Origin of the sequence: Caballeronia sp. GAFFF2 (assembly GCF_023631485.1) — a bacterium.
GTDB lineage: Bacteria > Pseudomonadota > Gammaproteobacteria > Burkholderiales > Burkholderiaceae > Caballeronia.
This window is the reverse complement of sequence record NZ_JALQDA010000009.1, coordinates 258673-274929: the sequence shown is the minus strand read 5'-3', so window position 1 is coordinate 274929 and position 16257 is coordinate 258673. Positions and strand designations below refer to the sequence as shown.

10 protein-coding genes are annotated in these 16257 nt (G+C 63.7%); 4 read left to right on the top strand and 6 right to left on the bottom strand.

Annotation, left to right across the window (positions count from 1 at the left end; translation table 11 throughout):
- Positions 1-78 precede the first annotated feature (78 nt).
- Both tsf and rpsB read right to left on the bottom strand, forming a co-directional pair.
- Complete coding sequence (tsf, locus tag NCT04_RS06660; protein WP_244828013.1) at positions 79-960, bottom strand: translation elongation factor Ts; 882 nt, start codon at positions 958-960, stop codon at positions 79-81.
- Between the two features lie 160 nt (positions 961-1120).
- Positions 1121-1873, bottom strand: coding sequence for a 30S ribosomal protein S2 (gene rpsB / locus NCT04_RS06655; protein WP_244827760.1), 753 nt, complete (start codon positions 1871-1873; stop codon positions 1121-1123).
- A gap of 386 nt (positions 1874-2259) precedes the next feature.
- Between rpsB and map the strand changes: the two genes are divergently transcribed.
- From map to NCT04_RS06635, 4 genes are all read left to right on the top strand, one after another.
- Positions 2260-3123, top strand: a complete 864-nt coding sequence (map, locus tag NCT04_RS06650) for a type I methionyl aminopeptidase (protein WP_250464495.1) — start codon at positions 2260-2262, stop codon at positions 3121-3123.
- A gap of 10 nt (positions 3124-3133) precedes the next feature.
- Positions 3134-5722, top strand: a complete 2589-nt coding sequence (locus NCT04_RS06645) for a [protein-PII] uridylyltransferase (protein WP_244827758.1) — start codon at positions 3134-3136, stop codon at positions 5720-5722.
- Between the two features lie 6 nt (positions 5723-5728).
- Positions 5729-7792, top strand: coding sequence for a pseudouridine synthase (locus NCT04_RS06640; RefSeq protein ID WP_250464492.1), 2064 nt, complete (start codon positions 5729-5731; stop codon positions 7790-7792).
- A 274-nt stretch (positions 7793-8066) separates the two neighbouring features.
- On the top strand, positions 8067-8303 hold the full coding sequence (locus tag NCT04_RS06635; RefSeq protein WP_244827756.1) for a hypothetical protein: 237 nt from the start codon (positions 8067-8069) through the stop codon (positions 8301-8303).
- Positions 8304-8377: 74 nt separating this feature from the next.
- On the opposite strand, the gene def is transcribed toward NCT04_RS06635, so the two are convergent.
- From def to smc, 4 genes are all read right to left on the bottom strand, one after another.
- Positions 8378-8911, bottom strand: a complete 534-nt coding sequence (def, locus tag NCT04_RS06630) for a peptide deformylase (protein ID WP_250464490.1) — start codon at positions 8909-8911, stop codon at positions 8378-8380.
- Positions 8908-10986: an NAD-dependent DNA ligase LigA gene (ligA, locus tag NCT04_RS06625; protein WP_250464488.1), complete on the bottom strand. Its 2079-nt coding sequence runs from the start codon at positions 10984-10986 to the stop codon at positions 8908-8910. The genes def and ligA overlap by 4 nt, the downstream gene beginning before the upstream one ends.
- 204 nt (positions 10987-11190) lie before the next feature.
- On the bottom strand, positions 11191-12435 hold the full coding sequence (locus tag NCT04_RS06620; protein ID WP_244827753.1) for a cell division protein ZipA C-terminal FtsZ-binding domain-containing protein: 1245 nt from the start codon (positions 12433-12435) through the stop codon (positions 11191-11193).
- A gap of 173 nt (positions 12436-12608) precedes the next feature.
- Entirely contained in the window at positions 12609-16124 is a 3516-nt protein-coding gene (gene smc, locus NCT04_RS06615; RefSeq protein ID WP_250464486.1) for a chromosome segregation protein SMC, read from the bottom strand.
- Positions 16125-16257: the final 133 nt, after the last annotated feature.

Here is a 16257-nt window from a genome sequence, read left to right as displayed (position 1 = left end):
CGCCCGCGCGATGCTTGCCGCCTTACTGCCTTTCGATGCCCGGCGCCGCCATACCGCCGAGCGCCTTCACTTCAAAACTCAGCCTTGCTTGGCGGCCGCAACCTGCGCAGCCACTTCCGCCGCGAAGTCGTCCTGACGCTTCTCGATGCCCTCGCCCACCACGAACAGCGCGAACTTCTGCACCGACGCGTTTGCGGCCTTCAACATCTGTTCGATCGTCTGCTTGTCGTTCTTCACGAACGGCTGGTTCAGGAGCGACACTTCCTTCAGGTACTTCTGGACGCTGCCTTCGACCATCTTGGCGACGATTTCAGCCGGCTTGCCCGATTCAGCGGCCTTTTGCTCGGCGATGCTGCGTTCCTTCGCGATCAGGTCGGCCGGCACTTCGTCCGACGACAGCGAGACCGGCTTCATGGCCGCGACGTGCATGGCGACGTCCTTGCCGACTTGCTCGTCCGCGCCGGTGAACTCGACCAGAACGCCGATACGCGCTCCGTGCAGATACGAGGCCAGCTTGTTCGCGGATTCAAAGCGCACGAAACGGCGAATCGACAGGTTTTCACCGATCTTGCCGACGAGCGCGAGGCGCACGGCGTCGACCGTCGAGCTTTCGAGCGGCAGCGCGGAGAGCGCGGCCACGTCAGCCGGATTGTTCTTGGCCACGAGTTCGGCGATCGTCTTGGCGAAGGCCAGGAAGTCGTCGTTCTTGGCAACGAAGTCGGTTTCGCAGTTCAGTTCGACGAGCGCGCCCACGCCGCCGTCGATATACGACGTGACGATGCCTTCAGCCGTCACGCGCGATGCCGCCTTGCTCGCCTTGTTGCCGAGCTTCACGCGCAGCAGCTCTTCGGCGCGCGCCATGTCGCCGTCGGCTTCCGTCAGCGCCTTCTTGCATTCCATCATCGGCGCGTCGGTCTTCGCGCGCAGTTCTGCCACCATGCTTGCGGTAATTGCCGCCATCATTCGCTCCTTGAGTCTGTTTGATACGTCCCGCCGCTTGAATCCGCCACGGGAAAGGGTACTGGACGTGCGGGAACGCAATGCCGCGCTCCCGAGTGCCGCGGCTTAAAAAAAAGGGGCCTTTCGCAAAGCCCCCTTTTATGTCGGCCGCAGGGCTCGATTACGCCTCTGCGTTGACCTCGACGAACTCGTCGCCGTCGCCTTCGCGGACAGCCTGGACCACGTCGTTCACCGCGTTCGCACGGCCTTCGAGGATCGCGTCGGCCACGCCTTCGGCGTACAGCGCGACGGCCTTGCTGGCGTCGTCGTTACCCGGAATGACGTAGTCGATGCCTTCCGGCGAGTGGTTCGTGTCGACCACGGCGATGACCGGAATACCAAGCTTCTTGGCTTCGGTCACGGCAATCTTGTGGTAGCCGACGTCGATCACGAAGATCGCGTCCGGAATGCCGCCCATGTCCTTCACGCCGCCGATCGACTTCTGCAACTTCTGCATTTCGCGTTCGAACAGAAGCGCTTCCTTCTTGCTCATGCGCTCGGTTTCACCCGATTCGACGGATGCTTCCATGTCCTTCAGGCGCTTGATCGAAACCTTCAAGGTCTTGAAGTTGGTCAGCATGCCGCCGAGCCAGCGGGCGTTGACGAAAGGCATACCCGAGCGGGCGGCTTCCTGAGCGATGGTGTCGCGAGATTGACGCTTCGTGCCCACGAACAGGATCGTGCCGCGGTTCGCTGCCAACTGGCGCACGTACTTCAGCGCGTCGTTGTAGAGCGGCAGCGTCTTTTCGAGGTTGATGATGTGAATCTTGTTGCGATGACCGAAGATGAACGGGGCCATCTTGGGGTTCCAGAAGCGCGTTTGGTGACCGAAGTGGACACCTGCTTCCAGCATTTGACGCATCGTGACTGCCATGAAATTCTCCGCGAGGGTTGGGTCTTAAGCCGGCTGCCGCATCCCGCGCCCGGTGCTTCTAGCTAACCGGACGCCGGACACCCTGGGTGCGCCGGCTTGCGAATCGAACGATTGTCTGTAAGAGAAGCGAGACGTCCCGCCACCCTAACTTTCAACCTACTTTCCAAGCCCTACTACACCTAGATAAAAGTGTGGATAGGACTTAGCCCGTAACTATAGCATGTGAGGATTGACTAGCTCAAGCCGCTTGCAGGTGCCCGAAAGCGCTTGGGGAAGCCCGATCCATGCCCCGCATGCCTTTGATTCGGGCTGCGGCGCCCTCTCTAAGGTGCGATAATGCCGATTTCGCGGCTCACGGCCGCATACTCGCATTTCTGAGCCTAGTCATGTCCATTACGCTGAAAAACGATCACGATATCGCGCAAATGCGCGTCGCCTGCCGGCTCGCCAGCGAAGTGCTCGATTTCATCACGCCGCATATCGTTGCTGGCGTGACCACCGAAGAACTCGACCGCCTTTGCCACGAACTCATGGTGAAGGAACAGGGCACGGTGCCCGCACCGCTCAACTATCAGCCGCCGGGTTATCCGCCTTACCCGAAAGCCACCTGCATTTCCGTCAACGACGTAATCTGCCACGGCATTCCCGGCGAAAAAGTGCTCAAGAACGGCGACGCGCTCAATATCGACGTCACCGTCATCAAGAACGGCTATTTCGGCGACACGAGCCGCATGTTCATCGTCGGCGAAGGGTCCATTCTGGCGAAGCGTCTGGTGCAAACCACCTTCGATTGCATGTGGCTCGGCATCGATCAGGTTCGTCCGGGCGCACACCTCGGCGACATCGGCGCGGCTATCCAGAAGCATGCCGAGGCGCAAGGTTACAGCGTGGTGCGCGAATATTGCGGTCACGGCATCGGCCAGGTCTTCCATGAAGAGCCGCAGGTGCTGCATTACGGGCGCGCCGGCACGGGCATCGAACTGGAAGCGGGCATGATCTTCACCGTCGAGCCGATGATCAACGCCGGTCGCCGCGAAATCCGCACGATGCCGGATCAATGGACCGTCAAGACGCGTGATCGCAGCCTTTCCGCGCAGTGGGAACATACCGTTCTCGTCACGCCGACCGGTTACGAAGTCCTGACCGTGTCCGCGGGCACGCAGGCGCCCTCGCATTTGATCGCGGCCACGGCTTCCCGAGCTCCGCCGCTCCCCGGCCGCGCTTGCGTGCGCGGCCTTCTTCCTTCCTGAATCCGAGCCCATGAGCGTCACAGTCCCTGTCGCCACGCCGTGTGAAACGCTGCGCGCTGCCTACAAGGCGGCGAAGTCGGCGCTCATCGAACGCTTTCAGACGGCTTCGAACGTCGAACCGTTGATGCACGCGCTCGGGCGCGCCACCGACGACGCGCTCAAGGGCGCCTGGGCCGCCTGCGAGATGCCGGCGGACGCGGCGCTGGTCGCGGTCGGCGGCTATGGGCGCGGCGAGCTCGCGCCGTATTCGGACGTCGATATCCTCGTGCTTCTGCCCGATGCCGGCGGCGATCAGGAAGACGTGGGCCCGCTCAACGCGCGCGTCGAGCGGTTTATCGGCATGGCGTGGGATCTCGGGCTCGATATCGGCAGCAGCGTGCGTTCGGTCGAGCAATGCATCGCGGAAGCGAGCGGCGATGTCACCGTCCTCACGTCGCTGCTGGAGGCGCGGCGCATCTTCGGCAGCGCGGAACTGTTCGAACGCTTTTCCGCGCGCTACAAGGAGACGCTCGATCCACGCGGCTTCTTCCAGGCGAAGGTGCTGGAAATGCGTCAGCGCCACGCGAAGTTTCAGGACACGCCGTACAGCCTCGAGCCGAACATCAAGGAAAGTCCGGGCGGTCTGCGCGATCTTCAGCTCATTCTCTGGATTTCGCGCGCGGCCGGTTTCGGCAGCAGCTGGCGCGAACTCGACCTGCGCGGTCTCATTACCGACCGCGAAGCGCGCGAACTGCGCCGCAACGAAGCGTTTCTCAAGACCTTGCGTGCGCGGTTGCACGTGATTGCGAAACGTCGCCAGGACATTCTCGTCTTCGATTTGCAGACGCCGCTCGCCGAGAGTTTCGGCTTCAAACCGACGACCGCCAAGCGCGCGAGCGAGCAGTTGATGCGCCGCTACTACTGGGCGGCAAAGGCCGTCACGCAGCTCGCGACCATTCTGATTCAGAACGTCGAGGCGCAGTTGTTCCCGTCGACGAGCGGCATCACGCGCGTCATTTCGGGGCGCTTCGTCGAGAAGCAGGGCATGCTGGAAATTGCCCGCGACGACGTCTTCGAGCGCGAACCGCACGCCATTCTCGAAGCGTTCCTGCTCTACGAGCAGACCCGCGGCATCAAGGGACTCTCGGCGCGCACGCTGCGCGCAATCTACAACGCGCGCGAACTCATGGACCGCGACTGGCGGCGCGATCCGGAGAACCGGCGTCTCTTCATGGAGATTCTCAAGCAGCCCGAGGGCATCACGCACGCGCTGCGTCTCATGAACCAGACGAGCGTGCTCGGGCGTTATCTGCTGAACTTCCGGCGCATCGTCGGACAGATGCAGCATGATCTTTACCATGTCTATACGGTCGATCAGCACATCCTGATGGTGCTGCGCAACCTGCGCCGCTTTGCGATAGCGGAGCATGCGCACGAGTATCCGTTTTGCAGTCAGTTGATGGGAAATTTCGAGCGCCCGTGGGTGCTCTACGTCGCGGCGCTCTTCCACGACATCGCGAAAGGTCGCGGCGGCGATCATTCGACCCTCGGCATGGCCGATGCCCGTCGCTTCTGCCGCGAACACGACATGTGTCAGGAAGACACCGACCTCGTCGTATGGCTCGTGCAGCAGCATCTGACGATGAGCCATGTCGCGCAGAAGCAGGACACGAGCGACCCTGAAGTCATCAAGCAGTTCGCCTCCGTGGTAAAGACCGAGCGGCGGCTGACCGCGCTTTATCTTCTGACCGTGGCGGACATTCGCGGCACGTCGCCCAAGGTCTGGAACAACTGGAAGGGCAAGCTGCTCGAAGACCTGTTTCGCGCGACGCTCGCCGTGCTCGGCGGCGCACAGCCGGATGCGCACTCGGAACTCAAGTCGCGTCAGGAGGCGGCGCTCGCGCTCCTGCGTCTGGAAACCGTGCCGGAGAATGCGCAGCGCGAGCTGTGGGACAAACTGGATGTCGGCTACTTCTTGCGTCACGATGCCGCGGATATTGCGTGGCAAACGCGTGTGCTGTACCGGCATGTCGAAAGCGACGCGCCGATCGTGCGCGCGCGCCCGTCGCCCATCGGCGCGGCGCTGCAGGTACTGGTGTACGTGAAGGACCGGCCGGATCTGTTCGCCGGCATCTGCGCGTACTTCGACCGCAATGGCCTTTCCGTGCTGGATGCCCGCGTGACGACGACGCGACATGGCTACGCGCTCGATAACTTTCTCGTGGCGCATCCCGATCACGATGGGAGTTATCGCGACATCGCGAATCTAGTCGAACAACAATTGAGCACGCTTTTGGCGGACGAGCGCATTTTGCCCGAGCCGTCGAAGGGCCGCGTATCGCGGCTCGTGCGCACCTTTCCTGTCACGCCGCGTGTGGATTTGCGCCCGGACGAGCGTGGCCAGTACTACATCCTTTCCGTGTCGGCCAACGACCGGCAGGGCCTTCTTTATTCGATCGCGCGCGTTCTGGCGCAACACCGGATCGGCGTGCAGGCAGCGCGAATCAACACGCTTGGCGAACGCGTCGAGGACGTGTTTTTGCTCGACGGCAAGAGCTTGTCGAACAATCGCACCCAGATCCAGATCGAGACCGAACTGCTGCGCGCGATCGCAGCCTGAAATTTTATGCGCGTCAAACTGACAGCCAAACATCCGCGTCCGACATCGTCGACGCGGTCGCCGGTTCGCACCGGTAGTTCCACCGCCCGCAAGACCACGCGGCCTGAAACGCCGCACGAGCGGCCGTCGACACCACGCGGTGCGGGGGGCGATTCGCGCGCGGGGTTCGACAAGCGTGGCGCGGGGGATCGGTCGGAACGTCGGCCCGGTTCTTCGGGCGGCGACGAGCGACGCGCGTTTAAACCGCGTGGTGATGATTCGCGGCCGAGCTTTGATAAGCGTGGCGCGGGGGATCGGTCGGAGCGTCGGCCCGGTTCTTCGGGCGGCGACGAGCGACGCGCGTTTAAACCGCGTGGTGATGATTCGCGTCCGAGCTTCGATAAGCGCGGCCCGAGCGATCGGTCGGAGCGCCGGCCGTTTGCGCGCGATGAGCGCACGCCCGGCAGCGATGAACGACGCCCTTTCAAACCGCGCGATGATTCGCGTCCGAGCTTTGATAAGCGTGGCGCGGGCGATCGGTTGGAGCGTCGGCCGTTTGCGCGCGATGAGCGCCCGACCGGTGGCGATGAACGACGTTCGTTCAAACCGCGAGATGATTCGCGTCCGAGCTTCGATAAGCGTGGCGCGGGCGATCGGTCGGAACGCCGTCCGTTTGCGCGCGACGACCGCACGCCCGGTGGCGATGAACGACGCCCTTTCAAGCCGCGCGACGATTCGCGTCCGAGCTTCGATAAGCGCGGCGCGAGCGATCGCTCCGAACGCCGTCCGTTTGCGCGCGACGACCGCACGCCCGGCAGCGATGAACGACGCCCTTTCAAACCGCGCGATGATTCGCGTCCGAGCTTCGATAAGCGCGGCGCGGGCGATCGCTCCGAACGCCGTCCGTTTGCGCGCGACGACCGCACGCCCGGTGGCGATGAACGACGCACGTTCAAACCACGCGATGATTCGCGTCCGAGCTTCGATAAGCGCGGCCCGAGCGATCGGTCGGAGCGTCGGCCGTTTGCCCGCGACGACCGCACGCCCGGTGGCGATGAACGACGCCCTTTCAAGCCGCGCGACGATTCGCGTCCGAGCTTCGATAAGCGCGGCCCGAGCGACCGTTCCGAACGCCGTCCGTTTACGCGCGACGACCGCACGCCCGGCAGCGATGAACGACGCACGTTCAAACCGCGTGGCGACGATTCACGCCCAAGCGTCGACAAGCGCGGCGCGGGCGACCGTCGTCCCGCATCACGCGACGACCGCCCACCGCACGCCGAAGTCATCCCGGCATCCACCGAACCCGCCCACAAGCCCCGCGCCCACGACGACGGCCTCGTCCGCCTGTCGAAGGTGATGTCCGAACTCGGCCTCTGCTCGCGCCGCGAAGCGGACGAGTGGATCGAAAAAGGCTGGGTGCTCGTCGATGGCGAAGTCACCGATACGCTCGGCACGCGTATCCGCCCGGATCAGGAAATCGATGTCCTGCCCGCCGCGCGTTCCGCACAGTCGCTGCTCGTCACGATCTTGCTGCACAAGCCGGTCGGCTACGTATCGGGTCAGGCAGAAGACGGCTACGAGCCCGCCGTCACGCTCATCAATCCGACCAATCACTGGCAAGACGACCGCAGCGGCATTCGTTTCGCACCGGGTCATCTGCGCACGCTCGCGCCGGCCGGCCGACTCGATATCGATTCGACCGGGCTGCTCGTACTCACGCAGGATGGCCGCATCGCGAAGCAATTGATCGGCAACCATTCCGAAGTCGACAAGGAGTACCTCGTGCGCGTGCGCTACGGCGAACACGAAGTCGATGTGGATCAGCACTTCCCGGAAGAACAACTCGCGCTGCTGCGTCACGGCCTGTCGCTCGACGACGTCCCGCTCAAGACCGCACAAGTCAGTTGGCAGAACGGCGAGCAGTTGCGCTTCGTGCTGCACGAAGGCAAAAAACGCCAGATTCGCCGGATGTGCGAACTGGTCGGACTGGAAGTCGTCGGTCTGAAACGCATCCGCATGGGCCGCGTCACGCTGGGCGCGCTGCCGCCGGGTCACTGGCGCTATCTCGGCGCCGACGAGAGCTTCTGATTGCGCGTTTTCGCTCCCGACGATCATCGTTCGGAGCGAACCACGAACGACCGTTCTCGCAATCCTCTCCGCTTCGCGGCTGCGTCGCAAAAAAGCGACGTCTCGACTTGCAACCCCTGATGGCGCCACATCGATCGCCAGTTTTATTTTTTTGCTGATTACCGCCTAAAGAAAATAAGTCATTATTCCGTTAGGCAAGTGTGACGCAGAGACTTTTTTACCGTCCTGCAGCGCACCAAGGATTCAGCATTTAACTGATCGAAGGAGAATCGCCATGTCAGTCGAGATCATTGTCCGAGAAACGAAAAGCGGCCTCGAAATCGTCAGCGGCCGTCGACGGCTCGACGCCTTGCTCGCCCTGCGAGATGAAGTGGTCGTCATGAGCCCCGGCATCGGCGAAATCGTGGTTGCGCGCCTGCCGGACGGACGTCTGCAAGCGTCCGCGAACCCTGAACATGTCGCGCTGTTCCGCCAGCCGGCCGTTAGCGGAACGCCCAAGTCCTTCGCCTGAACAAAAGCCGCTCGCAAGGAGCGGCTTTTTAGTGTGTGCAAATGCGGAACGCGCCCTCGCGCGTCCGCACGTTCTCAGTCGTCGCCAACCGGATCGAGCCCAGGAAACAGCACGTCCGTGAAGCCGAACTTCGAGAAGTCGGTAATACGCATCGGATAAAGCTTGCCGATCAGATGGTCGCACTCGTGCTGCACGACGCGCGCGTGAAAACCTTCCGCCAGCCGCTCGATGGCGTTGCCGTACTGATCGAAGCCCTGGTAGCGGATCATCGAAAAGCGCTGTACCGCGCCGCGCAGGCCGGGGACGGACAGGCAGCCTTCCCAGCCCTCCTCCATGTCGTGACCGTTCGGCGTGATGATCGGGTTGATGAGCACCGTCTCCGGCACCGACGGCGCGTCGGGATAGCGCGGATTCTGTCCGAAGCCGAAGATCACCACCTGCAGATCGACGCCGATCTGCGGAGCGGCGAGGCCCGCGCCATTGGCGTCGCGCATCGTATCGAACATGTCCTGCACCAGCGTGTGCAGTTCCGGCGTGTCGAAATGCTCCACCGGCTCGGCGATACGCAACAGCCGCGTATCGCCCATCTTCAGGATTTCTCGGATCATGGGGTAACTCCTTCCAAAAGCTTCTTCATGCCGTCTTCGTCGAGAACGGGAACCCCGAGTTCCTCCGCTTTCGCAAGCTTGCTGCCTGCTTCCGCGCCCGCCACCACGTAGTCGGTCTTTTTCGATACCGAACCGGCCACTTTCGCTCCGGCCGCCTCCAGCATCTCCTTTGCATCTTCGCGCGTGAGCGTGGGCAAGGTGCCCGTCAGCACCACGGTCTTGCCCGCCAGCACGCCCAGCGGCGCTTTCGGTGCGGGCGGACCTTCCGGCCACGACACCTTGACGCGCAATTGTTCGATGACGTGCTGGTTGTGCTCTTCGCTGAAGAAATTATGGATGGCTTCGGCGACGACCGGTCCGACATCGTTCACTTCCAGCAATTCCTCGACCGAAGCGGCGATGATTGGGTCGAGCGAGCCGAAATGCTTCGCGAGATCTTTTGCCGTCGACTCGCCCACGTGGCGGATGCCGAGCGCGTAAATGAAACGCGCGAGCGTCGTGTGGCGCGCCTTGTCGAGCGAATCGAGCAGGTTCTGCGCGGATTTGTCGGCGAACCGGTCGAGCGCGGCGAGCGTCGAGAAACCGAGGCTGAAGAGATCGGCGGGTGTGCGCACGAGATTCTCTTCGACCAGTTGATCGATGATCTTCTCGCCGAGGCCGTCGATATCGAGCGCCCGCCGCTGGGCGAAATGCCACAGCGCCTGCTTGCGCTGCGCCGGACAAAAAAGGCCGCCCGTGCAACGCGCAATGGCTTCGTCGGGCAGACGTTCGATCTTCGAGCCGCACACCGGACACTCGGTCGGCATGACGAACTCGCGCGCGTCGTCCGGACGGCGGTCGAGAATCGCGCCCACCACTTCGGGAATGACGTCGCCCGCACGGCGCACGGTCACCGTGTCGCCGATACGGATGTCCTTCCGGCGCACTTCGTCTTCGTTATGCAGCGTCGCATTCGTGACGGTCGCGCCGCCGACGAAGACCGGCGCCAGGCGCGCGACCGGCGTGATGGCGCCCGTACGACCCACCTGCACGTCGATGGCTAGCAGCTGCGTGAGCGCTTCCTGCGCCGGAAACTTGTGCGCGAGCGCAAAGCGCGGCGCACGTGAAACGAAGCCGAGCTTGTCCTGTTCGTCGCGCCGGTTGACCTTGTAGACCACGCCGTCGATGTCGTACGGCAGCTGCTCGCGCTTTTCGCCCGTCTTGCGGAAAAAGTCGAGCAGGCCCTCCGCGCCATCGACCACGCCGCGTTCCGCGTTCACCGGCAAGCCCATTTCCTTGTACCAGTCGAGCAGACCGGCGTGCGTATCCGGCATCTCCGCGCCTTCGAGCACGCCGATGCCATACGCGAAAAAGGATAGCGGCCGTTGCGCGGTCATCTTCGGATCGAGTTGACGCAGACTGCCCGCCGCGGCGTTACGCGGATTGGCGAACTCGCGCTGCTCGGCATCGCGCTGACGTGCGTTGAGCCGTTCGAAGTCGCGCTTGAACATCAGTGCTTCGCCGCGCACGTCGAGCCGCTTCGGCACGTGCTTGCCCTTGAGTGTCAGCGGAATGGAGCGGATGGTGCGCACGTTGGCCGTCACATCTTCGCCGGTCGCGCCGTCGCCGCGCGTGGACGCCTGCACGAAGCGGCCGTCGTCGTAACGCAGGGAAATGGCCAGGCCGTCGAATTTCAGTTCGCACGCATATTGCACCGGCGCGTGCGCGAGCGCGTCCGACACGCGCTTGTCGAACGCGGCGATGTCTTCGTCGGCGAAACCGTTGTTGAGCGAAAGCATCGGCACGTCGTGCACCACGGGCTCGAAACCTTCCGCGGCCTTGCCGCCCACGCGTTGCGTCGGCGAATCGGGCGTGACGAGATCGGGACGGTCCGTCTCGATTCCCTGCAATTCCTTGAAGAGCGTGTCGTATTCGGCGTCGGGCAGATCCGGCTGGTCGAGCACGTAGTAGGCGTAATTCGCGCGTTCGAGTTCCGAGCGCAACCACGCCGCGCGCTCGGCCGGACGATCGGCACTGGGGACGGCTGCGCCCGACTTTCTGGCAGCGGCGGATTCGGCTTTCGTTTTAGCGGACATGCGACAAATACTTGGGAAAGTGAATTAAGTCTGCCAACGACCGTTCGATTGTCTCAGAAGATCGGTAAATCGTGGCATCGGCCAAACGGCCAGGATGTGACGAAACGTGCGATGCCGCGCGCGCAAAAGAAAGCGCCCCGGTCGGGGGCGCAATTTCGAAGCCCGCTGCACGCTAAAAGATGAGCGCGCCGTGAGACCTCGCGCTTATTGGCTGAAGAGCCGCCGCGTGGCGGGCGAGCCTGCTGGCATGCCCGCCTGCTCAAGCTTGGCGTACAGCGTCATCAATTGCTTTTCGATGTTGAGCAACGCGGATTCCGGCAACGGCCGGCGCTGATCGTCCACGACCCGCGCGCCGATACGCTCGGACAGCGACTTGGCGTAATCGCACATGAGCCTGAACGGCAGGATGTCTTCGTCCGCCACCGGCACGTCGAGCACCAGCGTGATCATCTGGCCGCCCTTGTACGTGAGGTCGTCACGCAGGAAGTTGGTATCGCCGAAAAGGAGCATGAAAACCGGGTTCTGCTTCGCATCCAGTTTCACGAAACGCGTGCCGTCGCGCGAGAGCAAAAGGCCGTCTTGCGAGGCCACCGCCTGCACGTAGTTGGCCGACCACGGCGCGCCGTCGGACAGGATATTGATGGAGAGCTGCGCGTCGCACTGGGCGGCGAAGGCGTCCAGCTCGCGCGCCATGCCCACGGTTTCCATCATGTCCGGAAACTCGGGCGAACCGTCGATGGCATCGGCCAGACGCTGCACGCCGGTCACGAATTCGGAAAACTCGAGTTCGTTGAGCGGGCCACTGCGGTTTGCCAGTTGCGCGGCGGCACGCAACTCTTCATAACGCGCGCCGTTGCGCAGCAATTCCCAGGTCGAATCGCCCTCGGGCTTGCCTTCGATCGTCACGGGCTTGGTGCCCGCGCGACGCAGACGCTGCGCCAGCGGCAACACGCGGTCTCCCGCAACGGGTCCACCAAGGCGAATGGGCACGACGCAATCGATGCGGCGATCGACCAGCGCCGGCGGCGCCGACGAAATGGTGTTCGTGGCGGGCAAGGTCGGCTCGTTGCGTCCGTCTTCGTCGATGCTCGCGAGTTCCGCTTCATCGGCGGCGGTGGCTTCAGCCTGCAGATCGACGGCGGTATCAGCCGGAGCGATAGGCGCGGGCGCGACGGGCGCCGGCTCGGCCGCAAGGCTCACGCCGCCGAAGCTCGGCTCGACGCGCGCTTCGCTCTCGCTCGAAACCGGCTCGCGACGCGGCTGGCGCACCGGTTCGATAAACGGTTGCTCGTCGTCCGTCTCTTGACGCGCGAGCGCGTCGGCTGCCTCGTCGGGCATCGGACGCGGCATCTTGCGGCGCACCTTGGCGCTCTGCCACGCGTTGTACACCACCACGCCGCCCACCACCACGGCTCCTGCTCCGATCAAACCGAGTGTCAACTCGTCCATGCACGCTCCATCGTTCTTTTGGGTTACGAAGCGCCGCGCGATCTGTCGCACGCATCGGACCGCGTTCCGGCATCACGCCTCGGGTCTTTTGCGCACCACTCCGCGCCTGCGCGCCTGGCCGGATCAGCGTCCGGCCTGCCACTCATTCAAATCCTGGTGCTGCGTCGCGCGCTTCAGCCGTTTTGGGCGAAGCCCGCCGCCGACTCCATGTCCACCGCGACGATGCGCGATACGCCCTGCTCCTGCATCGTCACGCCGATCAGTTGCTGCGCCATTTCCATCGCGATCTTGTTGTGCGAGATGAACAGGAACTGCGTCTTGACCGACATCGCGCGCACGAGATTCGCGAAGCGTTCCGTGTTGGCGTCGTCGAGCGGCGCGTCCACTTCGTCGAGCAGACAGAACGGCGCCGGGTTCAACTGGAACATCGCAAACACGAGCGCTGTCGCGGTGAGCGCTTTCTCGCCGCCTGACAGCAAGTGAATGGTCGAATTCTTCTTGCCGGGCGGCTGCGCCATCACCTGTACGCCAGCGTCCAGGATTTCGTCGCCCGTCATGATGAGCTTGGCCTGGCCACCGCCGAACAGCCGCGGGAACAGTTCGCCGAAGTGTCGGTTCACTTCGTCGAACGTGCCTTGCAACAGCGCGCGCGTTTCCTGGTCGATTCGCTGGATTGCATCTTCCAGCGTACCAATGGCGTCGTTCAGATCCGCCGATTGCGCGTCGAGGAACTGCTTGCGCTCGGTGGCCGCGACGAGCTCTTCGAGCGCCGCCATGTTGACCGGCCCAAGCGCCGTGATCGCGTTGTTCAGACGCGTGACTTCGCCTTGCAGATACGAAGGCTTCATGTCCGGCGTGAGCTTCGCCTGCAGTTCGGCTTCGTCGACGCCCGCTGCTTGCAACTGTTCGACGAACTGTTCGCCACTGATGCGCGCGGCCTGCTCCTTCAACTGCAATTCGTTGATGCGGTCGCGCAGCGGCTGCAGCGAGCGTTCGGCGAGTAGCCGCTGTTCGTCGGAGGCACGCAGACGCGCCGTCAGATCGTCCAGTTCGACGCGCGCGGCGTGCAGCGCTTCCTCGCGTGCCGCGCGGACTTCGAGCGCGTCCTGCAAGCCCGTCTGCGCCGTCTGTTCGTTGATGGTTTCGAGTTCGGCGCGCGCATCTTCGAGCGATGCCGCCACGCGTTCGCTTTGGTCGTGCGCCGTGTCGATGTTGCGCTTGTATTCCTCGATCTTCGCGGCAAGGCCGCGCGCGGCGAAACCCGCGTCGCTCGCGGCGCGTTCCAGTTCGCGCAGTTCCTGACGGGCGGCCGTGAGCGTTTCGTCGAGCGCTTCGAACGCCATCTGGTTGTCTTCGAAGCGCGCCTGCAATTGCGCGAGCTCCGTATCGTGATGTTCGAACGCCGCCTCGGATTCGGCCCGCAGCGCGCGTTGTTCCTCGATCTGCGCGACGATTTCCTCGAGTTCCTCGCCAATCTGCGTGCTGCGCTGCGTGTAGCGCTCATGCGCCTGCGCGAGCTTCAGCACATCGAGTTGCAGCGCGTGGACGCGTTGCGTCGCGCGTTCGGCGGCGGCGCGGGCATCGGCAAGAGTTTGCGAGCCGTGGGTATGCGCGGCTTCTGCGCGTACCGCGTTGGCCTTTGCTTCGTCGGCGAGCAATGCCTGCGCGCGCACTTGCCGCGTGAGATTTTCGATATCCTGCGAACGCGCGAGCATGCCCGACTGCTCGGAATCGGCGGCGTACAGCTGCACGCCGACACGCGTCACCACATGCCCTGCCTTCACGATGAACGCGCCGCCTTCCGGCAATTGCGTGCGCGCCGCGAGCGCCTGGCCGATGTCGTCGGCGATGAAGGTCGTGGCGAGCCACTCGTTCAGCACCGCGCGCAAGCCCGGGTCGTCGATGCGCACGAGCGACAGCAACGGCCGCAAGCCTTGCGGCGTGTCGAGCGGCTTGCCGGCGACGGGCGGCGAATAGAACGCGAGCTTGGCGGGCGGCGCGTCGGCGGCGAAAGCCTTGATCCAGTCGAGATTCGATACTTCGAGCGCCGCCAGCCGCTCACGCAGCACCGATTCGAGCGCCGCTTCCCAGCCCGCTTCGACATGCAGCTTCTTCCAGAGGCGCGGCAGCGCGCCGAGCTCGTGCTTGTCGAGCCACGGCTGGATCTTGCCTTCGGTCTGAACGCTTTCCTGAAGCTGCCGCAAGGCAGCAAGCCGCGCTTCGAGCTGGTGGTTCTGCGCGCTTTCGGCCTGTACACGCTCCTGCGCCGCGCGGCGCTCGGCATCCAGACGCGGCACGGTTTCCTGCGCATCGGCGAGACGCGCCTGCGCTTCGCTCTGTACTTCCTCATGCTCGGCGAGCAGCATGCGCAGTTCTTCGAGTTGCGCTTCGTCGGGTGCGTCGAGTCCTTTCGATTCGGTCCTGAGCCGCTCCTCGCGCTGCTGCAACTGCTGAAGCTGCTGATCCGCGTTGCGCTGATGCGCCGCTTCGAGCTTCAACGCCTGCTCCGCGCGCGCGATGCCTGCGCGTTCTTCGTTCAGATGCGTCTGCGCGTCGCGCCAGCGGGCTTCGAGCGCCGGCAGTTCGTCATGCTTTGCGGCAGCGTTTTCCCGCGCGATGACTGCTTTCTCTTCGCCTTCCGCGAGCGCTTCCGATGCCGTCTCGATTTCGTCGCGCGCCTTTTGCGCCTGCATTTGCCATTGCTCGCGCTGCGCGTTGAGCGCGGCGATCTGAGCCTGCACGCGATTGCGCGATTCGACGATGAAGCGAATCTCCGCTTCCAGCCGGCTCACTTCGCCGTTGGCTTCGTAGAGCGCGCCTTGCGCGCCTTGCATGGCGTCGCTCGCGCTGTAGTGCGCGACACGCAGCGTCTCGAGTTGCGCTTCCACTTCGCGCAGACGCGCGGTCTGCGCTTCGAGTTCGATCTGCGCGTCGCGGATAGCGCGTTGCTGCCGCTCGGCTTCGTTGCCCGCTTCGTTCTTGCGCAAAAGCCACAACAGGCGCTGCTTTTCCTCGCCTTCGGCCTGCAGATCCTTGTACTTCGTCGCGACGACCGCCTGCGCTTCGAGCTTCTCGAGATTCGCGCCGAGCTCGCGGACGATGTCTTCCACGCGCGTCAGATTCTCACGTGTATCGTGCAGACGATTCTCCGTCTCGCGGCGGCGCTCCTTGTACTTCGACACGCCCGCGGCTTCTTCCAGAAACACGCGCAGTTCTTCGGGCTTGGCCTCGATGATGCGCGCGATCATGCCCTGGCCGATGATCGCGTAAGCACGCGGACCTAAGCCCGTGCCGAGGAAGATGTCCTGGATGTCGCGGCGTCGCGCGGGCAGGTTGTTGATGTAGTAGCTGGAGGTGCCGTCGCGCGTGAGCACGCGCTTGACCGCGATCTCGCCGTAAGCGCTCCATTGCCCGGCGGCGCGGCCGTCGCCGTTATCGAAGATCAGTTCGACGCTTGCCCGGCTGCCCGGCTTGCGCGCCGTGGAGCCGTTGAAGATGACGTCCTGCATCGATTCGCCGCGCAGTTCGGACGCGCGCGATTCGCCGAGCACCCAGCGCACGGCATCGATGATGTTTGACTTGCCGCAGCCATTCGGACCGACCACGCCGACTAACTGGCCGGGGACCTGGAAATGCGTGGGATCGACGAAGGACTTGAAGCCAGCGAGTTTGATCGAGGTCAGACGCACGGCGATTTCGCTGTTTGAGATGAATACGGAGGTAAATAGCAGACAGGCCGCACAGCGGCCCGTCGATCATGCTCGCCTTGAAGGCAGTCGAGGCCCGGGCATGAGCTTAAAGCCCTACCCGGCGAGCGGTCAC

Coding starts and splice junctions, on each gene's coding strand:
- ligA (WP_250464488.1), bottom strand. CDS start 10,986: ATGTCCGCTAAAACGAAAGCCGAATCCGCCGCTGCCAGAAAGTCGGGC.
- def (WP_250464490.1), bottom strand. CDS start 8,911: ATGATCCGAGAAATCCTGAAGATGGGCGATACGCGGCTGTTGCGTATC.
- map (WP_250464495.1), top strand. CDS start 2,260: ATGTCCATTACGCTGAAAAACGATCACGATATCGCGCAAATGCGCGTC.
- NCT04_RS06635 (WP_244827756.1), top strand. CDS start 8,067: ATGTCAGTCGAGATCATTGTCCGAGAAACGAAAAGCGGCCTCGAAATC.
- tsf (WP_244828013.1), bottom strand. CDS start 960: ATGGCGGCAATTACCGCAAGCATGGTGGCAGAACTGCGCGCGAAGACC.
- NCT04_RS06620 (WP_244827753.1), bottom strand. CDS start 12,435: ATGGACGAGTTGACACTCGGTTTGATCGGAGCAGGAGCCGTGGTGGTG.
- NCT04_RS06645 (WP_244827758.1), top strand. CDS start 3,134: ATGAGCGTCACAGTCCCTGTCGCCACGCCGTGTGAAACGCTGCGCGCT.
- NCT04_RS06640 (WP_250464492.1), top strand. CDS start 5,729: ATGCGCGTCAAACTGACAGCCAAACATCCGCGTCCGACATCGTCGACG.
- rpsB (WP_244827760.1), bottom strand. CDS start 1,873: ATGGCAGTCACGATGCGTCAAATGCTGGAAGCAGGTGTCCACTTCGGT.